Consider the following 23,144-nt stretch of genomic DNA (forward strand, 5'->3'; position numbering starts at 1 on the left):
GTCAGCCCTCCGAGGGGGCGAGACGGTCGAGGACCGCCTCGGTCGACTTGAGCAGGTCGTTCCAGGACGCCTCGAACTTCTCGACGCCTTCGTCCTCCAGAACCTGGACCACGTCGTTGTACGAGATCCCGAGCTTCTCGACCGCGTCGATGTCGGCGCGGGCCTGCTCGTAGGTGCCGGCGATGGTGTTGCCCGTGATGCTGCCGTGCTCCTCGGTGGCCTGGAGCGTGGCCTCCGGCATGGTGTTCACCGTGTTCGGCGCCACCAGGTCGTCGACGTACAGGGTCGGCTTGTACGCCGGGTCCTTCACGCCGGTCGAGGCCCACAGCGGACGCTGCTTGTTGGCGCCCGAGCCCTCCAGCGCGCTCCAGCGGGCGGTCGAGAAGACCTCCTCGTACGCCTGGTAGGCGAGCCGGGCGTTGGCGACGGCGGCCTTGCCGCGCAGCGCCTTGGCCTCGTCGGTGCCGAGGGCGTCGAGCCGCTTGTCGATCTCGGTGTCCACGCGGGACACGAAGAAGGAGGCCACCGAGTGGATCAGGGAGAGGTCCAGGCCCTTGGCCTTGGCCTTCTCCAGGCCCGCCAGGTAGGCGTCCATGACCTCGCGGTAGCGCTCCAGCGAGAAGATCAGCGTGACGTTGACGCTGATGCCGTTGCCGATCACCTCGGTGATCGCCGGCAGGCCCGCCTTGGTCGCCGGGATCTTGATCAGCGTGTTCGGGCGGTCGACGAGCCAGGCCAGCTGCTTGGCCTCGGCGATCGTCGCCTTGGTGTTGTGCGCCAGACGCGGGTCGACCTCGATGGAGACCCGGCCGTCCTGGCCGCCGGTGGCGTCGAAGACCGGGCGCATGATGTCGGTGGCGTCGCGGACGTCCGCCGTGGTGATCATGCGGACGGCCTCTTCTACGGTGACCTTGCGGGCGGCGAGGTCCTCGAGCTGCTGCTCGTAGCCGTCGCCGCTGCTGATCGCCTTCTGGAAGATGGTCGGGTTGGTGGTGACGCCCACGACGTGCTGCTCGTCGATCAGTTCGGCGAGGTTGCCGGACGTGATCCGCTTGCGCGACAGGTCGTCCAGCCAGATCGCGACGCCTTCATCGGAGAGGCGCTTGAGTGCGTCTGTCATGGAAAATGCATCTCCTACGTGTCGTATGTGAGCGTCAGCGCTGGGCTGCGGCGATCGATTCCCGCGCCTTGGCGGCCACGTTCTCGGCAGTGAAGCCGAACTCGCGGAAGAGGACCTTGCCGTCCGCCGAAGCACCGAAGTGCTCCAGGGAAACGATGCGACCGGCGTCCCCGACGTACTTGTGCCAGGTGAGACCGATACCGGCCTCGACCGCGACGCGCGCCTTCACGGCCGGCGGCAGGACGCTCTCCCGGTACCCCTGGTCCTGCGCGTCGAACCACTCCACGCACGGCATGGACACCACACGCGTCGGCACCCCGTCGGCCTCCAGCTGCTCGCGCGCCTCGACGGCGACGTGCACCTCGGAACCGGTCGCGATCAGCACGACCTCCGGCGTACCCGTGGAGGCCTCGAACATCACGTAACCACCGCGCGCGGCGTCCTCGTTGTGCTCGTACGTCGGCACGCCCTGACGGGTCAGCGCCAGACCGTGCGGTGCGCCCTTGCCGTAGACCTTGGTGTAGCGCTTGAGGATCTCGCGCCAGGCGATCGCGGTCTCGTTGGCGTCGGCCGGGCGCACGACGTTCAGGCCCGGGATGGCGCGCAGCGAGGCGAGATGCTCGACGGGCTGGTGGGTGGGGCCGTCCTCGCCGAGACCGATGGAGTCGTGCGTCCAGACGTAGGTCACCGGCACGTGCATCAGGGCCGACAGGCGCACCGCGTTGCGCATGTAGTCCGAGAAGACGAGGAACGTACCGCCGTAGATACGGGTGTTGCCGTGCAGCGCGATGCCGTTCATCTCCGCGGCCATGGAGTGCTCGCGGATGCCGAAGTGGATCGTCCGGCCGTACGGGTTCGCCTCCGGCAGCGGGTTGTCCGCGGGGAGGAACGACGACGTCTTGTCGATCGTCGTGTTGTTGGAGCCGGCCAGGTCGGCCGAGCCGCCCCACAGCTCCGGGATGACCGCGCCCAGCGCCTGGAGGATCTTGCCGGACGCGGCGCGGGTGGCGACACCCTTGCCCGTCTCGAAGACCGGGAGCTTCTCCTCCCAGCCCGTCGGCAGCTCGCCCTTGCTGATGCGGTCGAACTCGGCCGCGCGCTCGGCGTTGTTGTTGCGCCACTCCTGGAAGGACTTCTCCCACTCCGCCTTGGCCTGACGGCCGCGCTCCAGCGCCTGGCGGGTGTGGTTCAGGACCTCGTCCGAGACCTCGAAGGACTTCTCCGGGTCGAAGCCGAGGACCCGCTTGGTGGCCGCGACCTCGTCGTCGCCGAGCGCCGAGCCGTGCGCGGCCTCGGTGTTCTGGGCGTTCGGGGCGGGCCAGGCGATGATCGAGCGCATCGCGATGAAGGACGGCTTGTCCGTCACCTGCTTCGCGGCCTCGATGGCGTTGTAGATGGCGTGCGGGTCCAGGTCGCCGTCCGGCTTGGGGGCGATGCGCTGCACATGCCAGCCGTACGCCTCGAACCGCAGAGCGGTGTCCTCGGAGACGGCGGTCTCGGTGTCGCCCTCGATCGAGATGTGGTTGTCGTCCCACAGCAGGATCAGGTTGCCCAGCTGCTGGTGGCCGGCCATCGAGGACGCCTCGGCGGAGATGCCCTCCTGAAGGCAGCCGTCACCGGCGATCGCGTAGATGAAGTGGTCGAAGGGCGAGGTGCCCTCGGGTGCGTCCGGGTCGAACAGACCGCGTTCGTAGCGGGCGGCCATCGCCATGCCGACCGCGTTGGCGACACCCTGGCCGAGCGGGCCGGTGGTGGTCTCCACGCCGGTGGTGTGCCCGTACTCGGGGTGGCCCGGGGTCTTCGAACCCCACGTCCTGAAGGCCTTCAGATCGTCCAGCTCCAGGCCGAAACCGGCCAGGTACAGCTGGGTGTAGAGGGTCAGGGACGAGTGTCCGGCGGACAGCACGAAGCGGTCGCGTCCGGTCCAGTCGGCGTCTGCCGGGTCATGCCGCATCACCTTCTGGAAGAGGGTGTAGGCGGCGGGCGCCAGGCTCATCGCCGTACCGGGATGGCCGTTGCCGACCTTCTGTACGGCATCGGCGGCCAGGACGCGGGCGGTGTCGACGGCCCGCTGGTCCAACTCGGTCCACTCGAGGTCTGTGGTGGTCGGCTCGGTGCTCACCCTGGGTCAGGGCTCCTCTCCACATGTCACGCATGTCGAAATGTCACGCATGTCGAATGCCGGTGCATGTCATGCACGTCGTTTGCCGGCGCACTGAACGCCCCGGCCGTTGTCGAGCCTACCCCCGTGGGTACGTGCGATTTTTCGAGTCATTCCAGACTGCCGGGACTCCTCGGAATCCGCCTCCCGACCGGTCCGTTCCGTGTTCGGCATCTGAATACGGAGCCGCTCGTAAGAGTGCTCAATCGAGGGCCGCCGGGCTCGTCCACAGGCGTCGCTCAACACGACCCCACCCCCGCGAATGTCCGGGTCTGGGCAACGTCTAGAGTGGCGTGGTACGCGCGAGCCTTTACCGGGACTTCACACCGGGGGCTCGCTGGGATGTCTCTGTCAGGGGTGTGCGTGACGGCCGTTGAATCCCGTCCAGCGGGGATTATCGGGACGAGCCAGAGCCCGAGCCACCGGCCGCTCGGGGCCCGTGTCAAGGGGTTCGTGGCGCTGACCAAGCCGCGGATCATCGAGCTGCTGCTGATCACCACCGTTCCGGTGATGTTCCTGGCCGAGCAGGGCGTTCCCGACCTGAAGCTGGTCCTGCTCACCTGCGTCGGCGGCTACCTCTCCGCGGGCGGCGCCAACGCGCTGAACATGTACATCGACCGTGACATCGACGCGCTCATGGACCGCACCTCGCAGCGCCCCCTCGTCACCGGCATGGTCAGCCCGCGCGAGTGCCTGGTCTTCGGCATCACCCTGGCCGTCGTCTCCACGCTGCTCTTCGGCCTGGCCGTCAACTGGCTGTCCGCCTGGCTGTCGCTCGGCGCACTCCTCTTCTACGTCGTCGTCTACACGATGATCCTCAAGCGCCGTACCTCGCAGAACATCGTCTGGGGCGGCATCGCCGGCTGTCTGCCGGTGCTCATCGGCTGGTCGGCCGTCACGAACTCCATGTCGTGGGCGCCGATCATCCTCTTCCTCGTCATGTTCTTCTGGACGCCGCCGCACTACTGGCCGCTGTCCATGAAGGTGCGGGAGGACTACGCACGCGTGGGCGTCCCGATGCTGCCGGTCGTCGCCTCCAACAAGGTCGTCGCGAAGCAGATCGTGATCTACAGCTGGGTGATGGTCGCGGTGTCCCTGCTGCTGACCCCGCTCGGCTACACGGGCTGGTTCTACACGCTCGTCGCGCTGCTGGCCGGCGGCTTCTGGCTCTGGGAGGCGCACGGCCTGCAGAACCGCGCCAAGGCCGAGGTGACGGGCGCGAAGCTCAAGGAGATGCGGCTGTTCCACTGGTCGATCACCTATGTGTCGCTCCTCTTCGTCGCGGTCGCGGTGGACCCCTTCCTGCGCTGACGCGCATCGACGTACGTCACAGAGCCCCGGCCTCGCCAAGTTCATCTACTCGTGAGTAGCATCCTGGCCATGGCAGACACGCAGCAGGTTGACGCTAAGGCCGCTAAGGCCGAGCGCAAGGCGGCCCGGCTCGCCCGGCAGATCAGCACCTTCTCCAAGGCCCACGGCGGCGCCGAGGCCCAGGTCGCCTACATCGGCGAGCGCGGCGCCCGCATCGTCCTCGTCGGAGAGGACGGCGGCTGGGGCGACCTGGTGGCCCCTTCGATGGACATCGCCCGGCAGGCCGTGGAGAAGTCCGGGATCACGGTGCACGAGGACTTCGACGGGGAGTTCGCGGCGAAGGTGACCACGGGAACGTATGAGTGGAAGCGGATGGCGGGCCTTCAGCTGGGCGGGTCCCAGGGCCGGTAGCGGGGCCCCGCACCCGGCTGACATCCGTCGGTCGTTCGCACGGGGTGTGTGCGAGCAACACCTGAACGCGGGCTCACCCGTTAGGACCGTAGGAGTGCACGGTCCGACCACGGGGAGCCCGGATGATCGAAACGCCGTCCCTCGTGGACCAGTACTGCCATGGCGTGCTGAGAACAGAGCTGGGCCTCGGCACCTTCGAGGCCCAGCTGGCCCGCACCGAGGGCCCGCCCGCGCCCGGAACGACCCTCTTCGACACCCAGACCGGGTTCGCCGTACGGCGTTGGTGCCCCCCGCTGCTCGGCCTGGAACCGCACTGTCCGCCCGCCCGCTATCTCGCCCGGCGCCGTGAACTCGGCGTACTGGAATCGGGCCGCAGGCTGCTGCGCGGCAGCGGTATCACGACGTATCTGATCGACACCGGGCTGCCCGGCGACCTCACCGGCGCCGACGAGCTGGCGTCCGCGGCGTCCGCCGAGGCGCGCGAGATCGTGCGGCTGGAGCTCCTCGCCGAACAGGTCGCCGACACCTCCGGCACGGTGGAGTCGTTCCTCGCCAACCTCGCCGAGTCGGTGCACGGGGCCGCCGGGAGTGCCGTCGCCTTCACGTCCGTGGCCGGCGTGCGGCACGGTCTGGCGCTGGCGCCCGAGCCGCCGGGGCCGGGAGAGGTGAGGGGCGCGGCCGGGCGCTGGCTGGCGGATCGGCGGGTCGGCGGAGAGCTCACCGACCCCGTCCTGCTGCGGCATCTGCTGTGGATCGCGGTGGCGTCGGGGCTGCCCCTTCAGCTGCATGCCGGGCTCGGTGAACCGGGCTTACGCATCGACCGCACCGACCCCGTCCTGCTCACGGACTTCGTACGGGCGACCGCGGGCCTGGGCACGGACCTCGTCCTGCTGCACAGCTACCCCTACCACCGGCACGCCGCCCACCTCGCCGGCGTCTTCCCGCATGTCTACGCCGACTCGGGCGCCGCCCTGGTCCGCACCGGCGCCCGCGCGGCGACCATCCTCGCCGAGATCCTGGAACTGGCCCCCTTCGGCAAGATCGTCTTCTCCAGCGGGGCCCAGGGACTGCCCGAACTTCATGTCGTGGGGGCGCGGCTCTTCCGCGAGGCGCTCGGGCGGGTGCTCGGCGGCTGGGTGGCCGACGGGGCGTGGTCGCTGGCGGACGCGCAGCGGGTGGCGGGGATGGTGGCGGCGGGGAACGCTCGGCGGGTGTACGGGCTGGAGTGAGCCGGAGCGGTGTGCCCGGCGGCGGCATGGAGACGGTTCCGTGCCGCCGCCGGGGCCGGGCCCGTACCGACGGTCGCCGAGGCGCGCCGTCATCCAGTCGCCCAGTCCGGATCCTCTGCCGCGTCCGCCCAGGTCGGCTCCACCTCCGACCAGCCCGGCTGCACCGTCGGCAGAGGCAGGGCGGTGTTCTCCTCGGCGGTCACCGGTGTGTCGTTCCGGTAGTGCACGCGGGACACGTCCGCGGCGCTGTCGGCGCGGCAGAACTGCGTGTCGTAGTCGGCGTATGTCGTGGCTGTGTGGGAGCGCGGTCCGACCACGGCACAGTTGAATCCGTCGCCCTGCGGGGCGTGCGGCGGAGTGCGCATCTCCGCGCCGACGGCCAGGCTGTTGGACAGGACGACCCAGGCGCCGAACTCCTCGATGCAGCGCTGCGCCGCCTGACGTTCCCACTGGGGCCTGGCGCGCAGGATGGGAGCGGCGAACAGCGGGACGAAGACGTGCGAGACCCCGAAGGCCTGGAGCTTGGCCGCCCAGCGGACCGACTGCTTGACGTCCTCGCAGACGAAGACGGCGATGCGGCCCAGTGTGCTCTCCAGCACGGTGATGTCGAGGCCCCGGGCGATGTCCTCGCGGGCGAGTCCCCGGTGCGGTTCCCCGGGCAGCCGCCACTGGTTGGCCAGGTCCGCGGTCAGGGTGAAGCCCGCCATCTTGTCCTGCTGGAGGATGGTCTGGCGGGTTCGGCAGTCCACCAGGACGGCACGGTTCGGCGGCGGGTTCGTGTCGTCGAGGGGGCCGGTGCCCAGCAGCATCCACTGCAGACCGCTGTCCTCGGGCTGTTCTCTGAGCAGGGTCTTCCAGTGGTCGAGGAGCGCGCTGGACAGGGTGCTCTCGGGCAGCACGCCTATCTCGGCGCCCGACTCCTGGAGATTGCGGAACACCTGGCCGACCCGGTCGCGGAGACGGCCCGACACGGGCCTCGTGCGATACCTCCGGACCGGACCTTTCGCCTGGAATTCGAACTCCAGCTCGGTGTACTTTTCCAGCACCGGAACAGCGCCGACAGAAATCGGTTTCTCTCCCGAAAACGCCGGATCATTGCGGCTCGGGATCCGGCCTAGGTGGATTCTGGCGCAGTCCTCGGGTGCGACCCGGTGCACATTGAAGAAATCCGCTTTGTTCTCCCACTCCGCCATCACCTTTCCCGGTCGGGCGCAACGGGGGAGCAGGAGCCCCGCCGTCTCCCGGGGATTGTTGAGGCGGTTGTGGCGTATGTAGCGGATGCTGAGCCACGACATGGTCGGCTCGTCGTAGCCCGGGCTGAACGGATTGGCCGCGGCCACGGCCCAGTCGAGGCCCAACAGGGCGGCGAACATGCCGAGATGGCCGTGGTTGTCGATGTTCCTGACGATGTCGCCCGCCAGCCGGTCGCTGACCCGGCCGGTCCCGAGCACGCTCTTGCAGACGTGGTCCGCGATCCCTTGAACGGTCGAATTGCGCATCCAATCGATCGCTTCGTTGGCACGGAAGCGCTCTTCCGGAAGCAGATCGTAAAGAATCACGAAGAGATCGGCCGGGTCGGAAGGTAATTCGATCCCGTTGATCGAATGCGTGGTGTTGCGCGACGAATTGTCGTTCATGGTTCATCCCCCCGAAGCGTGTACGCGCCGGAGCACGTAACCAGGATGTTAACGGCGCCTGCCGCATATGCACATTAAACGTGTCGATGAATATGTAACAAAAGGGAATCGGCGAGGAAGATCACGGGAAAAGATCGCGGGAAAAAGAATCATGATGGCATCACTTGACACTCACTTGACATCCAGCCAGTGTGGAGGGGACCCCAAAGTCGAGTGGGAGATCGGGGGACGTCATGAGGGAGCAGGAGAGCGACCGGCGCGACCGGACGACCGAGATACGAAGTCTGCTGGACGAGATGCGGGTGGACTACGGCATGACCGAGGGCTGCTTCAGCTCCCTCGGCATGCTGATCACCGACGCCTCGCTGGCCGCCGACGAGCCCGCCCTGCGCGCGGCACACGACGGACTCCGGGTGCTGTACGGACAGTTCGGCGGCGACGGCGACGACGGCAAGGACCCCAAGACCGCCGAACAGTGCGGACGTCTGCTCGGTCTGATCGACGTGACGTACTGGGCCTTGCGCAGGTTGCCCACGGGGCTCCAGCTGAGCCTCGATCCGCGCGGACACGCGGCGCGTTTCCTGACGGCCGTCGCACAGGAGCCCGGCTTGAGCAACGAACAGCTCGCCGAGCGGCTCGATGTGGACATCACCGAGGTCAGCAGGATCGGCCGCAAGCTGCTGGCGTCCGGCGTGGCCTGGAAGAGCCGGCAGTGGCGGCACAACGCCTGGGCCATCACCCCGCGCGGCGCCGCCTGCCTGGAGCAGGCGGGACTGGCCGCGGCACCGGGACCCGGCCGGGACTAGACAGGCGGGGCAGCGGAGATCGGGGGACTGTGGTGGCGGAGGGGGAGACGCGGCCGTCGGACCGGGCGGGCGAGGACGCGGACGGCAGCGGGAGAACGCCGATCGGGCAGGGGTTCGCGAAGAAGCGGGACATCCTCGCCCTGACCGCTGTCATGCTCGTCGTGACCGTCGTACTGACCACCGTCCTGGTGGAGGCCTGGCCGCCGCCCGCCACCCAGTCCGGTGCGACGGGCATCACCCCGGATCGGCCGGTACGGGTACGGATCCTGTGGTGGCGGATCGGGCTGCTGCGTGACGCCCGGCTCTTCCTGGTGGTCCTCGCGGCCGGCGGCATGGGCGCCCTGATCCACTCGCTGCGCTCACTCTACGAGTACGTCGGCAACCGTCAACTGCGCCGCAGCTGGCTGCTGATGTACTCCCTGGAGCCGTTCGTGGGGGCCGTACTCGCGCTCGTCGTCTACCTCCTGCTGCGCGGCGGACTGACCACCACATTGGCGTCGTCCAACGACATCAATCCGTACGGTGTCGCCGGCATGGCCGCGCTCGTGGGCATGTTCTCGCGACAGACCGTGGAGAAGCTGCTCGCCGTGTTCGAGACGCTGCTGGCACCCGCCCAGCGGAGCTCGGACCGCATGACGCCGGATCGCTCCGAGGGCGCTGATGCCGGGCCGGCCTCGTCGGAGAGGCCCGGCACCCGGGGGTCAGACTCCGGCGCCGACGGCTGACCCGGACTCCGTGGGGCGGGGGATGTCGACGTCCCCGGCGGGCCGTTCGCGCAGTGACAGCAGGACGTGCAGCACCGCGATCCACACCAGGGCCGAGCCGAGCATATGGGCGCCGACCAGGATCTCGGGGAGGTCCGTGAAGTACTGGACGTAACCGATGGCGCCCTGGGCGAGCAGGATCAGGAAGAGGTCCCGGGTGCGGTGCAGCGGCCCCTTGGGGGCGTCGACCGCCTTGAGGACGAACCACAGGGCGAAGGCCAGCGACACCACGATCCAGGCCAGCACGGCGTGCAGCTTGGTGACGGTTTCCCAGTCGAGCGGCATCCGCTCGACCTCGCTGGAGTCGCCCGCGTGCGGACCCGCGCCGGTCACCACGGTGCCGACCAGGATCAGCAGGACGGCGGCCGCGACCAGGAACCACACGAGTTGCTGCACAGGCCTGCCGACCAGTGGACGGGGCGCCGCGTCACCCTCGCGTGTGCGCTGCCACATCACCGTGGCGACCGCGATGAGGGCCGAGGTCGCCACGAAGTGCGCCGCGACCGTGTACGGGTTGAGGCCGACCAGCACCACGATGCCGCCGAGGATCGCATTGCTCATCACGATCCAGAACTGCGCCCAGCCCAGTCGCGTCAGGCTGCGTCGGTACGGCTTCTCGGAGCGCGCGGCGATGATCGCCCAGCCGACCGCGGCGCACAGCACGTACGTCAGCATGCGGTTGCCGAACTCGATGTAGCCGTGGAAGCCCATCGCGCTGGTGGCGGTCAGCGACTCGTCGGTGCACTTGGGCCAGGTCGGGCAGCCGAGCCCGGACCCGGTGAGCCGCACGGCACCGCCGGTGACCACGATGACCACCGACATGACGAGCGCGGACAGGGCTGCCCGCTGCACCGTCCGGGGCGTGGGGGTCCAGCGGGCGGCGATGAAGGCGAGCGGGTTGCGCACGGCGGCTACGGCATCGGCGCGGGTCACGTTTGGCACGGGCCCATCGTAGGGGGCCGCTTGTGCACGCTTTCACGAGGGTCTGGTCCGGCACCTACTCCCAGCGGAAGAACCTCCCCGCCGCCCCCAGCGCCACGACCGCCCACACGGCCAGGATCCCCAGGTTCTCCCACGGCATCCCGGCCCCGTGCTGGAGTACGTCCCGCAATCCGTCGGACAGTGCGGAGATCGGCAGCAGGCCAAGCACGTCCTGGGCGCCTGCCGGGAACTTGTCCATCGGCACGATCACGCCGCCGCCCACGAGCAGCAGCAGGAAGACCAGGTTCGCGGCGGCCAGGGTCGCCTCTGCCTTCAGGGTGCCCGCCATGAGGAGGCCGAGGCCGGAGAAGGCGGCCGTGCCGAGGATCAGGAGGAGCAGTACGGCGAGGGGGTTGCCGTGCGGGGACCAGCCGAGGGCGAAGGCGATCACCGTCAGCAGGGCGATCTGGAGGATCTCCGTGACCAGCACCGACGCCGTCTTGGCCGTCATCAGGCCCCAGCGGGGGAGCGGGGAGGAGGCGAGGCGCTTCAGGACGCCGTAGCGGCGTTCGAAGCCCGTCGCGATCGCCTGGCCGGTGAAGGCCGTCGACATCACGGCCAGCGCGAGGATGCCGGGGGCGAGGAAGTCGACGGCCTCGCCGGCGCCGGTGTCGACGATGTCCACCGTGCTGAAAAGGACCAGCAGCAGCGTCGGGATGACCACCGTCAGCAGCAGCTGCTCGCCGTTGCGCAGCAGCATCTTGGTCTCCAGCACCGCCTGCGCCGCGATCATGCGGGGGAGGGGGGCCGCACCGGGCTTCGGCGCGTACGCGCCCACGGTCGTCGTCATGAGCGCAGCTCCTTGCCGGTCAGCTCCAGGAACACGTCTTCGAGGGTGTGCCGTTCCACCGAGATCCGGTCCGGCATCACCCCGTGCTGAGCGCACCAGGACGTGACCGTGGCGAGCAGCTGGGGATCGACCTTGCCGACGACGCGATAGGAGCCCGGGGTCAGCTCGGCGGCGGCGCAGTCGGCGGGCAGGGCCTTGAGCAGGGAGCCCACGTCCAGACCGGGGCGACCGGTGAACCGCAGCGTGTTCTCGGCGCCGCCGCGGCACAGTTCCTCGGGGGAGCCCTGGGCGATGACGCGGCCGGCGTCGACGATCGCGACGTCGTCGGCGAGCTGCTCCGCCTCGTCCATGTAGTGGGTGGTGAGGATGACCGAGGCGCCGTCCGTGCGCAGATCGCGGATCAGGTCCCAGGTCGCGCGGCGTGCCTGCGGGTCGAGGCCCGCCGTCGGCTCGTCCAGGAACACCAGCTCAGGGCGGCCCACGACGGCCATTGCCAGCGCGAGGCGCTGCTGCTGGCCGCCGGACAGTCGCCGGTACGTGGTCCGGCCGCAGCCGCCGAGCCCGAGCCGCTCGATGAGCCCGTCGACGTCCAGCGGGTGCGCGTGCAGCTTCGCCACGTGCCGCAGCATCTCGTCGGCCCGTGCGCCGGAGTAGACGCCGCCGGACTGGAGCATCACACCGATCCGCGGACGCAGCCGAGCGGACTCCCGCACCGGGTCGAGGCCCAGCACCCGCACCGTGCCCGAGTCCGGTTTGCGGTACCCCTCGCAGGTCTCGACCGTCGTCGTCTTGCCCGCGCCGTTGGGTCCGAGCACGGCGGTCACACCCGCTCCGGCCACCAGGTCGAGGCCGTCCACCGCGGTCTTCGTGCCGTACCGCTTCACCAGGGCCTGGACCTGGACCACGGGCTCACTTCGCATGGGCCAGAGTCTAGGTACGCGCTCACCCCGCCGGACCGGCGGGTTCAGATCTCCTCCTCGCGGGGCCGGTGCACCGTCAGCCACCGCTCCGCGTACGCCACCGCGTCCACCAGCGGGAACAGCCGCACGTCGGCCGCGCCCACCTTCCCTCGTACGACAGGACGGTCCCGCTCGAAGTCATGGCCCAGCTCGTCGAACCGCTCCGAGGAGATCGACACCTCGGTGACCGACTCCCAGCCCTCCGGTCCCGGTCGGCCCACCTTCACCTTCGGGGACGGGATGCGGTACTCGGCCAGGTGGAAGCCGGTGCAGGTGTCGTAGCCGGCGCCGAGCAGGAGCACGCGCGCGTGGAGCGTCTCCAGCCTCGCCAGCGGACTGCGCTCGCCGAGCCGGCAGTCGGAGGCGTGCCCGTCGGTCACCTCGGCCGCGCGCGGGCCCACGGCGGCGAACGACGTCTGCGGATGGGCGCTGCGCAGGGCGCCGGGCCAGGTCCGTACGGTCTCCGGGATGACGCCGACGCCGCGCGCGGGCGTGACGAGAGGGTCGTACGCGGGCATCGTGGCCCGGATCGTCGCCCACCACTCCTCGGGCACCGGCGGATTGCTCCACACCGCCGGATCGGACAGGTCGCCGGACTGGGCGGGAACCACGAGTGTGCCGTCCGGGCCGAGCGCATGGAGTAATCCCTGGACGACCGCGACAGCGCCTCCGCAGACCCAGCCGAGCGAGCTGAGCGAGGAGTGCAGGAGGAGCGTTTCGCCGGGTTTGACCCCCAGCTCGCGCAGGTCGTCGGAGATGGTGCTCCGGGTGACAAGAGGGCCGGTCGGAGGGGGTGTGGGCATGGTTGGGGAGTGTGCTGGAAGGGTCTTGAAAGCGCCAGCGAATTGATCGATCAATGATCGTTTCCGCAGGTCAGATTAGGTATACCTAAGTGACGCAGGGCACCGTCCAGTGAGCCGGACGCCGCTTGCCTGGCTCTGAGGAATTACGCAACAATGGCGTTGTGAAAAACGTCGGCGAGGCTCGGGAGACCCACACGGGTACCCCGCAGGAGGAGCTCGCGGCTGGGGTGCGCTCGGACCGTTCGACGCGCAACCGGGTCGCGCGATCCATCCTGGACCACGGGCCCTCGACCGTCACCGAGCTGGCTGGACGGCTGGGGCTCACCTCGGCCGCCGTACGCCGGCATCTGGACGCGCTGGTCGCGGACGACGTCGTTCAGGCGCGCGAGCAGCGGGTGTACGGCGCGCGGACACGCGGTCGGCCCGCCAAGGTGTTCGCCCTGACCGACTGCGGACGCGACGCCTTCGATCAGTCGTACGACAAGCTCGCCGCGGACGCCCTGCGCTACATCCAGGAGCGGTTCGGCGGCGACGAGGCGGTCGTGGCCTTCGCCCGAGCGAGGATCGCCGAGCAGGCCGACGCGTACCGCAAGGCGATCGAGGCGGCGGCCCCCGAAGAGCGGACCGAAGCCCTGGCCAAGGCCCTGAGCGCGGACGGGTACGCTGCTACGGCGCGCAGCGCACCGGTCGGTGAGCAGCTCTGCCAGCACCACTGCCCGGTGGCCCATGTCGCGGAGAAGTTCCCGCAGCTGTGCGACGCCGAGACGGAGATCTTCTCGCAGCTGCTCGGCACGCATGTCCAGCGACTTGCAACCATCGCCCACGGTGACGGCGTCTGTACGACATTCATCCCAAAGATTTCCAAGAACACCCATAACGCATCTGCAAGCACCGCCGGGAGGAACCCCGCATGACGCTCCCCATCGAGGAGACCGCCCACCCCGAGCTCGAGGGTCTGGGCAACTACGAATACGGCTGGGCCGACTCCGACGTGGCTGGTGCCTCTGCCAAGCGCGGTATCAACGAGGACGTCGTCCGGGACATCTCCGCCAAGAAGAGCGAGCCGGAGTGGATGACCAAGCTCCGTCTCAAGGGTCTGCGCCTCTTCGACAAGAAGCCCATGCCGAACTGGGGCTCCGACCTGTCGGGCATCGACTTCGACAACATCAAGTACTTCGTGCGCTCCACGGAGAAGCAGGCGGAGTCCTGGGAGGACCTGCCCGAGGACATCAAGAACACGTACGACAAGCTCGGCATCCCCGAGGCGGAGAAGCAGCGCCTCGTCGCCGGTGTCGCGGCCCAGTACGAGTCCGAGGTCGTCTACCACCAGATCCGCGAGGACCTGGAGGAGCAGGGCGTCATCTTCCTGGACACCGACACCGCGCTGAAGGAGCACCCGGAGCTCTTCAAGGAGTACTTCGGCACGGTCATCCCGGTCGGCGACAACAAGTTCGCGTCGCTGAACACCGCGGTGTGGTCCGGCGGCTCCTTCATCTACGTGCCGAAGGGTGTGCACGTCGAGATCCCGCTCCAGGCCTACTTCCGTATCAACACGGAGAACATGGGCCAGTTCGAGCGGACGCTGATCATCGTCGACGAGGACGCCTACGTCCACTACGTCGAGGGCTGCACGGCCCCGATCTACAAGTCGGACTCCCTGCACTCCGCGGTCGTCGAGATCATCGTGAAGAAGGGCGCCCGCTGCCGCTACACGACCATCCAGAACTGGTCGAACAACGTCTACAACCTGGTCACCAAGCGCGCCGTCGCCTACGAGGGCGCGACCATGGAGTGGATCGACGGCAACATCGGCTCCAAGGTGACGATGAAGTACCCGGCCGTCTACCTGATGGGCGAGCACGCCAAGGGCGAGACCCTGTCCATCGCCTTCGCGGGCGAGGGGCAGCACCAGGACGCCGGCTCCAAGATGGTCCACATGGCGCCGAACACCTCCTCCAACATCGTCTCCAAGTCGGTGGCGCGAGGCGGCGGCCGCACCTCCTACCGCGGTCTCGTCGAGATCGGCGAGGGCGCCCACGGCTCCAAGTCGAACGTGCTGTGCGACGCGCTGCTCGTCGACACCATCTCCCGCTCGGACACGTACCCGTACGTGGACGTCCGTGAGGACGACGTGTCCATGGGCCACGAGGCGACCGTCTCCAAGGTCTCCGAGGACCAGCTCTTCTACCTGATGAGCCGCGGTCTGAGCGAGTTCGAGGCGATGGCGATGATCGTGCGCGGCTTCGTCGAGCCGATCGCCAAGGAGCTGCCCATGGAGTACGCCCTCGAGCTCAACCGGCTGATCGAGCTGCAGATGGAAGGCGCGGTCGGTTAAGACCGGGTCCTCTGCACAGCAGCCAGCGAAATCTGACGTAGGAAGAGAGCAGACCGACAGCCATGGCTGAGGCTCAGAACATCCCCGTGGGGTCCACCACCGCGGGCCAGATCGCGGTGGCCGCCGAGTCGACCGTCGCCACGCGCATGAGCGCGCCCCCGTCCTTCGACGTGGCGGACTTCCCGGTTCCGCACGGCCGCGAGGAGGAGTGGCGGTTCACCCCGCTGGAGCGCCTGCGCGGGCTGCACGACGGCACCGCGGTCGCCGACGGCGGTTTCCGGTACGAGGTCACGGCGCCCGCCGGTGTCACCTACAAGCAGGTGGGCCGGGACGACGAGCGCCTCGGCCGGGCCGGCAAGCCGGTGGACCGGGTCGCGGCCCAGGTGTTCAGCGCGTTCGAGAAGGCGGGGGTCGTCTCGATCCCCAAGGACACCCAGCTGAGCGAGCCGGTCCGGATCGCCGTGCACGGCCAGGGCGGTACGGACTACAGCCACTTCCTGGTCGAACTCGGAGCCTTCGCCGAGGCCGTCGTCGTGATCGACCACACCGGTGACGGCGTCTTCGGCGGCAACGTCGAGTACGTCCTCGGCGACGGCGCCAAGCTCACCGTCGTCTCCGTCCAGGACTGGGACGACAAGGCCGTGCACGTCGGCCAGCACAACGCGCTGATCGGCCGCGACGCGACCTTCAAGTCGTTCGTGGTCACCTTCGGCGGCGACCTCGTACGCCTCCACCCGCGGGTCGCGTACGCCGGCACCGGCGGCGAGGCCGAGCTGTTCGGCCTGTACTTCACCGACGCCGGCCAGCACCAGGAGCACCGTCTCCTCGTCGACCACAACACCCCGCACTGCAAGTCCAACGTCGCCTACAAGGGCGCGCTCCAGGGCGACGAAGCGCACGCGGTGTGGATCGGCGACGTGCTGATCGAGGCCAAGGCCGAGGGCACGGACACCTACGAGATGAACCGGAACCTCGTCCTCACGGACGGCGCCCGGGTCGACTCGGTGCCGAACCTCGAGATCGAGACCGGCGAGATCGTCGGCGCCGGCCACGCCTCGGCGACCGGCCGCTTCGACGACGAGCAGCTCTTCTACCTGATGGCCCGCGGCATCCCGGCCGACGAGGCCCGTCGCCTGGTCGTCCGCGGCTTCTTCGCCGAGCTGGTCCAGCAGATCGGCGTCGACGACATCGAAGAGCGTCTCCTCGTGAAGATCGACGAGGAGCTGGAGACCGTGTCTGGACCGGGCCGATGACCTTCGTACGCGCCTGTGGGCTGAGCGAGCTGGAGGAGGACACCCCGAAGCGGGTGGAACTCGACGGCACGCCGGTCTCGGTCGTGCAGACCGAGGGTGAGGTGTTCGCGATCCACGACATCTGCTCCCACGCGAACGTGTCGCTCTCCGAGGGCGAGGTGGAGGACTGTCAGATCGAGTGCTGGCTGCACGGCTCCAGCTTCGACCTCCGCACCGGCAAACCGTCCGGCCTTCCCGCGACGCGCCCCGTTCCCGTTTACCCCGTAAAGATCGAAGGGGACGATGTGCTCGTCTCCCTCACCCAGGAGTCCTGAGGCACCCATGGCAACGCTTGAAATCCGAGACCTGCACGTCACCGTCGAGGCCGACAACGCCACGAAGGAGATCCTCAAGGGCGTCGACCTCACCGTGAAGCAGGGCGAGACGCACGCCATCATGGGCCCGAACGGCTCCGGCAAGTCGACCCTCGCCTACTCCCTGGCGGGTCACCCGAAGTACACGATCACCGGCGGCACCGTCACCCTCGACGGCGAGGACGTCCTGGAGATGTCCGTCGACGAGCGCGCCCGCGCCGGCCTGTTCCTGGCGATGCAGTACCCGGTCGAGGTCCCCGGCGTCTCGGTCTCCAACTTCCTGCGCACCTCCGCCACCGCCATCCGCGGCGAGGCCCCCAAGCTGCGTACCTGGGTGAAGGAGGTCAAGGAGGCCATGGAGCGCCTCAACATGGACCCTGCCTTCGCCGAGCGCAACGTGAACGAGGGCTTCTCCGGCGGTGAGAAGAAGCGCCACGAGATCCTCCAGCTGGAGCTCCTCAAGCCGAAGGTCGCGATCCTCGACGAGACCGACTCCGGCCTGGACGTCGACGCCCTGCGCGTCGTCTCCGAGGGCGTCAACCGCGTCCGTGAGACCGGCGAGGTCGGCACCCTGCTGATCACGCACTACACGCGCATCCTGCGCTACATCAAGCCCGACTACGTCCACGTCTTCTCGGCCGGTCGCATCGTGGAGTCCGGCGGCGCCGAACTCGCCGACAAGCTGGAGAACGAGGGCTACGAGGCCTACACGAAGGGTGGCGCATCCGCGTGACACAGCTGCCGGGCCTCCTCGACACCGAGGCGATCCGCAAGGACTTCCCCATCCTGGACCGACTGGTCCACGACGACCGGAAGCTCGTGTACCTGGACAACGCGGCGACTTCCCAGAAGCCGCGCCAGGTGCTGGACGCCCTGAGTGAGTACTACGAGCGCTACAACGCCAACGTCCACCGCGGTGTGCATGTGCTCGCCGAGGAGGCCACGGCGCTGTACGAGGGCGCGCGCGACAAGGTCGCCGCGTTCATCAACGCGCCCAGCCGCGACGAGGTGATCTTCACGAAGAACGCCTCCGAGTCGCTGAACCTCGTGGCCAACATGCTGGGCTGGGCCGACGAGCCCTATCGCGTGGACCACGAGACCGAGATCGTCATCACGGAGATGGAGCACCACTCCAACATCGTGCCGTGGCAGCTGCTGTCGCAGCGCACGGGCGCGAAGCTGAAGTGGTTCGGCCTGACCGACGACGGCCGCCTCGACCTCTCCAACATCGACGAGATCATCACGGAGAAGACGAAGATCGTCTCCTTCGTGCTGGTGTCGAACATCCTCGGTACGGTCAACCCGGTCGAGGCGATCGTGCGCCGCGCACAGGAGGTCGGCGCTCTCGTCTGCATCGACGCCTCCCAGGCGGCGCCCCACATGCCGCTGGACGTGCAGGCCCTCCAGGCCGACTTCGTGGCCTTCACCGGCCACAAGATGTGCGGCCCGACCGGCATCGGCGTCCTGTGGGGCCGCCAGGAGCTGCTGGAGGATCTTCCCCCCTTCCTGGGCGGCGGCGAGATGATCGAGACGGTGTCGATGCACTCGTCGACGTACGCCCCGGCGCCGCACAAGTTCGAGGCGGGCACGCCTCCGATCGCGCAGGCGGTCGGCCTGGGAGCGGCGATCGACTATCTCCAGTCGATCGGCATGGACAAGATCCTCGCCCATGAGCATGCGCTGACCGAGTACGCGGTGCGTCGCCTGGCGGAGGTCCCGGGTCTGCGGATCATCGGCCCGACCACGGCCGAGGACCGGGGAGCCGCGATCTCCTTCACGCTCGGTGACATACACCCCCACGACGTGGGCCAGGTCCTCGACGAGCAGGGCGTCGCGGTCCGGGTCGGGCACCACTGCGCCCGGCCGGTCTGCCTGAGGTACGGAATTCCTGCGACCACGCGAGCGTCGTTCTATCTGTACTCCACGCCGGCCGAGATCGACGCTCTGGTCGACGGACTGGAGCACGTACGGAACTTCTTCGGCTGAGAGGCTGATCGTGAAGCTGGATTCGATGTACCAGGAAGTCATCCTGGACCACTACAAGAACCCGCACGGGCGGGGCTTGCGGGATGGCGATGCCGAGGTGCACCACGTGAACCCGACGTGCGGCGACGAGATCACGCTCCGTGTGAAGTACGACGGCACGACGATCAAGGACGTCTCGTACGAGGGCCAGGGCTGCTCGATCAGCCAGGCGAGCGCGTCCGTGCTGAACGAGCTCCTCGTCGGCAAGGAGCTGTCCGACGCCCAGAAGGTCCAGGAGACCTTCCTGGAGCTGATGCAGTCCAAGGGCAGGATCGAGCCGGACGACGCGATGGAGGAGGTGCTGGAGGACGCGGTCGCGTTCGCCGGTGTCTCCAAGTACCCGGCCCGGGTGAAGTGCGCGCTGCTGAGCTGGATGGCGTGGAAGGACGCGACGGCCCAGGCGCTGGGCTCCGACGCCGCTGAAAGGAAGACGGCATGAGTGACACCGTTGAGATGAAGCCGGCCTCGGAGGAAGAACTCCGCGAGGCGCTGTACGACGTCGTCGACCCCGAGTTGGGCATCGACGTCGTCAACCTCGGCCTGATCTACGGCATCCACGTCGACGAAGCGAACATCGCGACGATCGACATGACCCTGACCTCGGCGGCCTGTCCGCTGACGGACGTCATCGAGGACCAGGCCAAGTCCGCCACGGACGGCCTCGTCAACGAACTCCGGATCAACTGGGTCTGGATGCCGCCGTGGGGCCCGGACAAGATCACGGACGACGGTCGCGAGCAGCTTCGGGCGCTCGGGTTCAACGTCTGAGCAGCCGAACGGCTTGTACCGAGGCCCCCGGAGCGATTCCGGGGGCCTCGGTCGTTCGGCTACGGGGCTTCGGCCGGCCGGGCTTCAGTCACCCAGCGCGGCCACGAGCCGGAACGCCGAGTCCCGGCGGTACAGGTCGCTGTGCTGGTACGACTCCAGGCGGACCACGAAGTTCCTGTGGCGCAGGAAACGGCCCGGGTAGTTCACCGACTCCAGCATGACCGCGCCGGAGAAGGACGAGGGGCGGGCGCAGAAGGTGGCGTCCTGTTCGAAGAGGGACGAGCCGTCGTCGCGTTCCTCGCGCAGGACGAAGTTGCGGTGGCGCAGATACCTGCCGTCGGCGGTGGCGAAGGAGTAACAGGACGACTTCGCAAGGCCGTCGACCACCTTGAAGGTGGCGTCCTCGGCGGCCGCGGCGGAGGTGATCCGGTCGAGGGCGACGGAGTCGTCGGCCGCATGCCAGTAGCGGTCGGTGTAGTTGGCCGCGCGGACCGACCTCCAGTTGCTGACGGGGGTCGGTGAACTCGCCCCGGGCGCCGTCGGCTTCGAGGGCTCGGCCGAGGGCTTGGGCGTGGAAGTGTGCCGTGACGGCGGCGTCTTCGTGGGCTCGGCCGAGGGCGGGCCGCCCTTGCCCTTGGGAGGGGCCGTCGGACTCGGCGACGGTGAGCCGAAGGAGATCAGGCCGGGCAGCGTCGCGTTGACGGGCGACGGCTCCAACGATCCTGACGCCTCGTCAACTCCCCTGTCCGTCATGACGATTGCCGTGACACAGGCGGCGATGGTGGCCACCGCCACCGTGCCGGCCAGCCAGAGGCGTCGCGTTCCCGGTATCCGGGAGGTGTCCGGGGCCAAGCCGTGTTCCCAGGGTTGGTTCCGGGGAGGCCGGGGCGGGGTTTGTGGCATGCACTGTCCTCCAGCGGCGCCCATGAGAGCAGGGCAGGCCGCGGCTGCGAAGACCCGGTATGTGAACGGTGAAACAGTAGTGGACCCCGGGGCTGGGGAGCAGCCGTTTGAAGAGAGCGGTTTCCACATTCCCTTGCGGGGCTGGGCAGTTGACGCGGCCCCTCCGCACCCCACCGGTTATGTACGCTCGTACACATGGGATACCTGACACTGATCGGCGCCATCGCGGCCGAGGTCGCCGCGACGACCGCCATGAAGTACAGCGACGGCTTCAGCAAGCTCTGGCCGTCCCTCCTCACGGCGCTCGGCTATGTCGTCTCCTTCACCCTCCTCGCCCAGACGCTGAAGACCGTCGGCATCGGCACGGCCTACGCGATCTGGGCGGGCGTCGGCACCGCCACGATCGCCGTCCTCGGGCTCTGGCTGTTCGGTGAGGCCCTGACCCTCACGAAGGTCACCGGAATCCTGCTCATCGTCGCCGGAGTGGTGGTGCTGAACCTCGGGGGAGCGCACTGATGGCCAGGCGCTACGATCCCGAACGCCGCCAGCGGATCATCGACGCCGCCATCCGGGTCGTAGGACGGAAAGGCCTTGCCGGTCTGACCCATCGCACGGTCGCGGCCGAGGCCGACGTACCGCTGGGCTCCACCACCTACCACTTCAAGACCCTGGACGACCTGATGGTCGCCGCCCTCCGCCAGGCCAACGAGGGCTTCGCCAAAGCGGTTGCCGCACGGGGTGCGCTGGAGGACCCGCGCACCGACGTCGCCGCCGAACTCGCCGCCTGGATCGGCGAATGGCTGGCCGGCGACCGCACCCACGTGGAACTGGAATACGAGCTCTACCTCGCCGCCCTCCGCCGCCCCGCCCTCCGCCCCGTGGCCGCCGAATGGGCCCAGGACCTGGCCCACCACCTCATCCCCCGCACGGACCCGCTCACGGCCAGGGCCCTGGTCGCGCTCCTGGACGGAATCTGCCTACAGGTCCTCCTCACCGACGAGCCGTACGATGAGGAGTACGCCCGCGAGGCACTGGCGCGGATCATCCCCTGTGACCCGCGCCGAGCGCGCTGAGGCCGGCGGAGGGGGACAACCTGCGCCGGGCCCACCCCACCGGCCCGCCCCCTGAGACACCACCCCCGCCGGTTGGCCCGCGCCGCCCCGTGCCGGTTAGGTTGCCCTCATGACCGACACGACTGCATCTCGTACCACCACCGGTGGCGCTGCCGGCGCCGTTGCCGCCGGGCTTGCCACGATCGCCGCTGACGGCACCGTCCTCGACACCTGGTTCCCGGCGCCCGAGCTTGCCGCCGAGCCCGGCCCCTCCGGTACCGAGCGGCTCTCGGCCGAGCGGGCCGTGGAGTTGCTCGGTGAGGGTGCGGCGAAGGCGATCGGCCGGGACGCCCGTCGTGACGTAGAGGTGGTGGCGGTCCGCACGGTCATCGCGTCGCTCGACGAGAAGCCGACCGACGCCCACGACGTCTACCTCCGTCTGCACCTCCTCTCCCACCGCCTGGTCAGGCCGCACGGCCAGAGCCTGGACGGCATGTTCGGCTTCCTCGCCAACGTCGCCTGGACCTCGCTCGGTCCGGTCGCGGTCGACGACATCGAGAAGGTGCGCCTGAACGCCCGCGCCGAGGGCCTGCACCTCCAGGTGACGTCGATCGACAAGTTCCCGCGGATGACGGACTACGTGGCGCCCAAGGGCGTCCGCATCGCCGACGCCGACCGTGTCCGCCTGGGCGCGCACCTCGCCGAGGGCACGACGGTCATGCACGAGGGCTTCGTGAACTTCAACGCGGGCACGCTCGGCACGTCGATGGTCGAGGGCCGTATCTCCGCGGGCGTGATCGTCGGCGACGGCTCGGACATCGGCGGCGGCGCGTCCACGATGGGCACGCTGTCCGGCGGCGGCAACGTGATCATCTCCATCGGTGAGCGCTGCCTGATCGGCGCCGAGGCGGGCGTCGGTATCGCGCTCGGCGACGAGTGCGTGGTCGAGGCGGGCCTCTACGTCACGGCGGGCACCCGTATCACGATGCCCGACGGCCAGATCGTCAAGGCCCGTGAGCTGTCCGGCGCCTCTAACATCCTCTTCCGCCGCAACTCGATCACCGGCACGGTCGAGGCCCGCCCGAACAACGCGGTGTGGGGCGGTCTGAACGAGATCCTGCACAGCCACAACTGACTTACACAAACGGGTTACTCAGCGTGACCTGATCAAGGTTTAGGCAGATGAACGGGTGGACGCAGCGTCCGATCAACTGCCGAACCGCGAAACAAGGGGCTGAGCAATGACGAGCGAGCGGGCGAGGACCGTGGCAAGGCTGCTGACCGGGACGGTCACCGCCGTGATGGTGTGCTGGCTCCCGGTGGGCACCGCCCACGCCGACGAGACCAACACGGCCTCGCACAACGGCCCCAGGGTCGGCCTGATCAACGTCGGCCAGGTCGACGACCCGATGGAGGACGTGCTGGAGCACTTCCTGCTGTTCGGCGACGGGTACCGCTGGGGCTGACCCCGGCCTGTTCCCGG

General features: G+C 68.9%; 25 protein-coding genes. 17 read left to right on the forward strand and 8 right to left on the reverse strand.

What is annotated here, in order from left to right; translation table 11 throughout:
• Position 1: 1 nt before the first annotated feature.
• Together tal and tkt are read right to left on the reverse strand one after the other, a co-directional pair.
• Entirely contained in the window at positions 2-1,120 is a 1,119-nt protein-coding gene (gene tal / locus ACIHFB_RS11665; RefSeq protein ID WP_365278035.1) for a transaldolase, read from the reverse strand.
• A gap of 34 nt (positions 1,121-1,154) precedes the next feature.
• On the reverse strand, positions 1,155-3,242 hold the full coding sequence (tkt, locus tag ACIHFB_RS11670) for a transketolase (RefSeq protein ID WP_400126552.1): 2,088 nt from the start codon (positions 3,240-3,242) through the stop codon (positions 1,155-1,157).
• A gap of 381 nt (positions 3,243-3,623) precedes the next feature.
• Between tkt and ACIHFB_RS11675 the strand changes: the two genes are divergently transcribed.
• The 3 genes from ACIHFB_RS11675 (at position 3,624) to ACIHFB_RS11685 (ending at position 6,232) form a co-directional block, all read left to right on the forward strand.
• Positions 3,624-4,592 carry a heme o synthase gene (locus ACIHFB_RS11675; protein ID WP_400126554.1) on the forward strand — a complete coding sequence of 323 codons (969 nt, stop codon included), beginning with the start codon at positions 3,624-3,626 and terminating at the stop codon, positions 4,590-4,592.
• 69 nt (positions 4,593-4,661) lie between these two features.
• Positions 4,662-5,003 (forward strand): hypothetical protein, encoded by a 342-nt coding sequence (locus ACIHFB_RS11680; protein ID WP_400126556.1) that lies wholly within the window; start codon positions 4,662-4,664, stop codon positions 5,001-5,003.
• Between the two features lie 122 nt (positions 5,004-5,125).
• The gene (locus ACIHFB_RS11685) at positions 5,126-6,232 is read left to right on the forward strand and encodes an amidohydrolase family protein (RefSeq protein ID WP_365278044.1); all 1,107 of its coding nucleotides are present in this window, start codon (positions 5,126-5,128) and stop codon (positions 6,230-6,232) included.
• A gap of 89 nt (positions 6,233-6,321) precedes the next feature.
• Here ACIHFB_RS11685 and ACIHFB_RS11690 read toward each other — a convergent pair whose 3' ends face one another.
• Positions 6,322-7,731: a hypothetical protein gene (locus ACIHFB_RS11690; RefSeq protein ID WP_365278047.1), complete on the reverse strand. Its 1,410-nt coding sequence runs from the start codon at positions 7,729-7,731 to the stop codon at positions 6,322-6,324.
• Between the two features lie 371 nt (positions 7,732-8,102).
• Between ACIHFB_RS11690 and ACIHFB_RS11695 the strand changes: the two genes are divergently transcribed.
• Both ACIHFB_RS11695 and ACIHFB_RS11700 read left to right on the forward strand, forming a co-directional pair.
• On the forward strand, positions 8,103-8,675 hold the full coding sequence (locus tag ACIHFB_RS11695) for a hypothetical protein (RefSeq protein ID WP_365278050.1): 573 nt from the start codon (positions 8,103-8,105) through the stop codon (positions 8,673-8,675).
• Positions 8,676-8,707: 32 nt separating this feature from the next.
• Positions 8,708-9,400 carry a hypothetical protein gene (locus tag ACIHFB_RS11700; RefSeq protein WP_400126559.1) on the forward strand — a complete coding sequence of 231 codons (693 nt, stop codon included), beginning with the start codon at positions 8,708-8,710 and terminating at the stop codon, positions 9,398-9,400.
• Here the strand turns inward: ACIHFB_RS11700 and ACIHFB_RS11705 are convergent.
• Genes ACIHFB_RS11705 through ACIHFB_RS11720 form a run of 4 tightly spaced genes read right to left on the reverse strand, consistent with a single transcriptional unit; the run spans position 9,377 to position 12,972 of the window.
• On the reverse strand, positions 9,377-10,381 hold the full coding sequence (locus tag ACIHFB_RS11705) for a COX15/CtaA family protein (RefSeq protein WP_365278055.1): 1,005 nt from the start codon (positions 10,379-10,381) through the stop codon (positions 9,377-9,379). The two genes, ACIHFB_RS11700 and ACIHFB_RS11705, sit on opposite strands and share 24 nt — an antisense overlap.
• A gap of 55 nt (positions 10,382-10,436) precedes the next feature.
• On the reverse strand, positions 10,437-11,210 hold the full coding sequence (locus ACIHFB_RS11710) for an ABC transporter permease (protein ID WP_400126561.1): 774 nt from the start codon (positions 11,208-11,210) through the stop codon (positions 10,437-10,439).
• Positions 11,207-12,130 (reverse strand): ABC transporter ATP-binding protein, encoded by a 924-nt coding sequence (locus tag ACIHFB_RS11715; RefSeq protein ID WP_365278060.1) that lies wholly within the window; start codon positions 12,128-12,130, stop codon positions 11,207-11,209. The genes ACIHFB_RS11710 and ACIHFB_RS11715 overlap by 4 nt, the downstream gene beginning before the upstream one ends.
• 44 nt (positions 12,131-12,174) lie before the next feature.
• Positions 12,175-12,972, reverse strand: a complete 798-nt coding sequence (locus ACIHFB_RS11720; RefSeq protein ID WP_365278062.1) for an AAC(3) family N-acetyltransferase — start codon at positions 12,970-12,972, stop codon at positions 12,175-12,177.
• Between the two features lie 161 nt (positions 12,973-13,133).
• Here ACIHFB_RS11720 and ACIHFB_RS11725 point away from each other — a divergent pair, with 161 nt between their 5' ends.
• From ACIHFB_RS11725 to ACIHFB_RS11760, 8 genes are all read left to right on the forward strand, one after another.
• The gene (locus ACIHFB_RS11725; RefSeq protein ID WP_365278065.1) at positions 13,134-13,886 is read left to right on the forward strand and encodes a metalloregulator ArsR/SmtB family transcription factor; all 753 of its coding nucleotides are present in this window, start codon (positions 13,134-13,136) and stop codon (positions 13,884-13,886) included.
• The gene (gene sufB, locus ACIHFB_RS11730; protein ID WP_164426668.1) at positions 13,883-15,307 is read left to right on the forward strand and encodes a Fe-S cluster assembly protein SufB; all 1,425 of its coding nucleotides are present in this window, start codon (positions 13,883-13,885) and stop codon (positions 15,305-15,307) included. Before ACIHFB_RS11725 ends, sufB begins: the two co-directional genes overlap by 4 nt.
• Positions 15,308-15,369: 62 nt before the next feature.
• Entirely contained in the window at positions 15,370-16,560 is a 1,191-nt protein-coding gene (gene sufD, locus ACIHFB_RS11735) for a Fe-S cluster assembly protein SufD (protein ID WP_400126564.1), read from the forward strand.
• Positions 16,557-16,874 (forward strand): non-heme iron oxygenase ferredoxin subunit, encoded by a 318-nt coding sequence (locus ACIHFB_RS11740; RefSeq protein WP_048585098.1) that lies wholly within the window; start codon positions 16,557-16,559, stop codon positions 16,872-16,874. The genes sufD and ACIHFB_RS11740 overlap by 4 nt, the downstream gene beginning before the upstream one ends.
• A 7-nt stretch (positions 16,875-16,881) precedes the next feature.
• The gene (gene sufC / locus ACIHFB_RS11745; protein ID WP_269641512.1) at positions 16,882-17,646 is read left to right on the forward strand and encodes a Fe-S cluster assembly ATPase SufC; all 765 of its coding nucleotides are present in this window, start codon (positions 16,882-16,884) and stop codon (positions 17,644-17,646) included.
• On the forward strand, positions 17,643-18,899 hold the full coding sequence (locus ACIHFB_RS11750) for a cysteine desulfurase (RefSeq protein WP_365278073.1): 1,257 nt from the start codon (positions 17,643-17,645) through the stop codon (positions 18,897-18,899). The genes sufC and ACIHFB_RS11750 overlap by 4 nt, the downstream gene beginning before the upstream one ends.
• A gap of 10 nt (positions 18,900-18,909) precedes the next feature.
• Positions 18,910-19,377: a Fe-S cluster assembly sulfur transfer protein SufU gene (gene sufU / locus ACIHFB_RS11755; RefSeq protein WP_400126567.1), complete on the forward strand. Its 468-nt coding sequence runs from the start codon at positions 18,910-18,912 to the stop codon at positions 19,375-19,377.
• The gene (locus ACIHFB_RS11760) at positions 19,374-19,706 is read left to right on the forward strand and encodes a metal-sulfur cluster assembly factor (RefSeq protein ID WP_400126568.1); all 333 of its coding nucleotides are present in this window, start codon (positions 19,374-19,376) and stop codon (positions 19,704-19,706) included. The genes sufU and ACIHFB_RS11760 overlap by 4 nt, the downstream gene beginning before the upstream one ends.
• Positions 19,707-19,790: 84 nt before the next feature.
• On the opposite strand, the gene ACIHFB_RS11765 is transcribed toward ACIHFB_RS11760, so the two are convergent.
• Positions 19,791-20,558, reverse strand: coding sequence for an AbfB domain-containing protein (locus tag ACIHFB_RS11765; RefSeq protein ID WP_400126570.1), 768 nt, complete (start codon positions 20,556-20,558; stop codon positions 19,791-19,793).
• Positions 20,559-20,804: 246 nt separating this feature from the next.
• On the opposite strand from ACIHFB_RS11765, the gene ACIHFB_RS11770 reads away from it, so the two are divergent.
• The 4 genes from ACIHFB_RS11770 to ACIHFB_RS11785 all read left to right on the forward strand — a co-directional run bounded on the left by ACIHFB_RS11770 (position 20,805) and on the right by ACIHFB_RS11785 (position 23,127).
• Positions 20,805-21,125: a multidrug efflux SMR transporter gene (locus ACIHFB_RS11770; RefSeq protein WP_365278085.1), complete on the forward strand. Its 321-nt coding sequence runs from the start codon at positions 20,805-20,807 to the stop codon at positions 21,123-21,125.
• Complete coding sequence (locus tag ACIHFB_RS11775; protein ID WP_400126573.1) at positions 21,125-21,682, forward strand: TetR/AcrR family transcriptional regulator; 558 nt, start codon at positions 21,125-21,127, stop codon at positions 21,680-21,682. The genes ACIHFB_RS11770 and ACIHFB_RS11775 overlap by 1 nt, the downstream gene beginning before the upstream one ends.
• A 109-nt stretch (positions 21,683-21,791) precedes the next feature.
• Positions 21,792-22,796 carry a 2,3,4,5-tetrahydropyridine-2,6-dicarboxylate N-succinyltransferase gene (dapD, locus tag ACIHFB_RS11780; protein ID WP_365278091.1) on the forward strand — a complete coding sequence of 335 codons (1,005 nt, stop codon included), beginning with the start codon at positions 21,792-21,794 and terminating at the stop codon, positions 22,794-22,796.
• A 106-nt stretch (positions 22,797-22,902) separates the two neighbouring features.
• The gene (locus tag ACIHFB_RS11785; RefSeq protein ID WP_365278093.1) at positions 22,903-23,127 is read left to right on the forward strand and encodes a hypothetical protein; all 225 of its coding nucleotides are present in this window, start codon (positions 22,903-22,905) and stop codon (positions 23,125-23,127) included.
• Positions 23,128-23,144 lie beyond the last annotated feature (17 nt).

Source organism: Streptomyces sp. NPDC051963 (assembly GCF_044593495.1).
GTDB lineage: Bacteria > Actinomycetota > Actinomycetes > Streptomycetales > Streptomycetaceae > Streptomyces.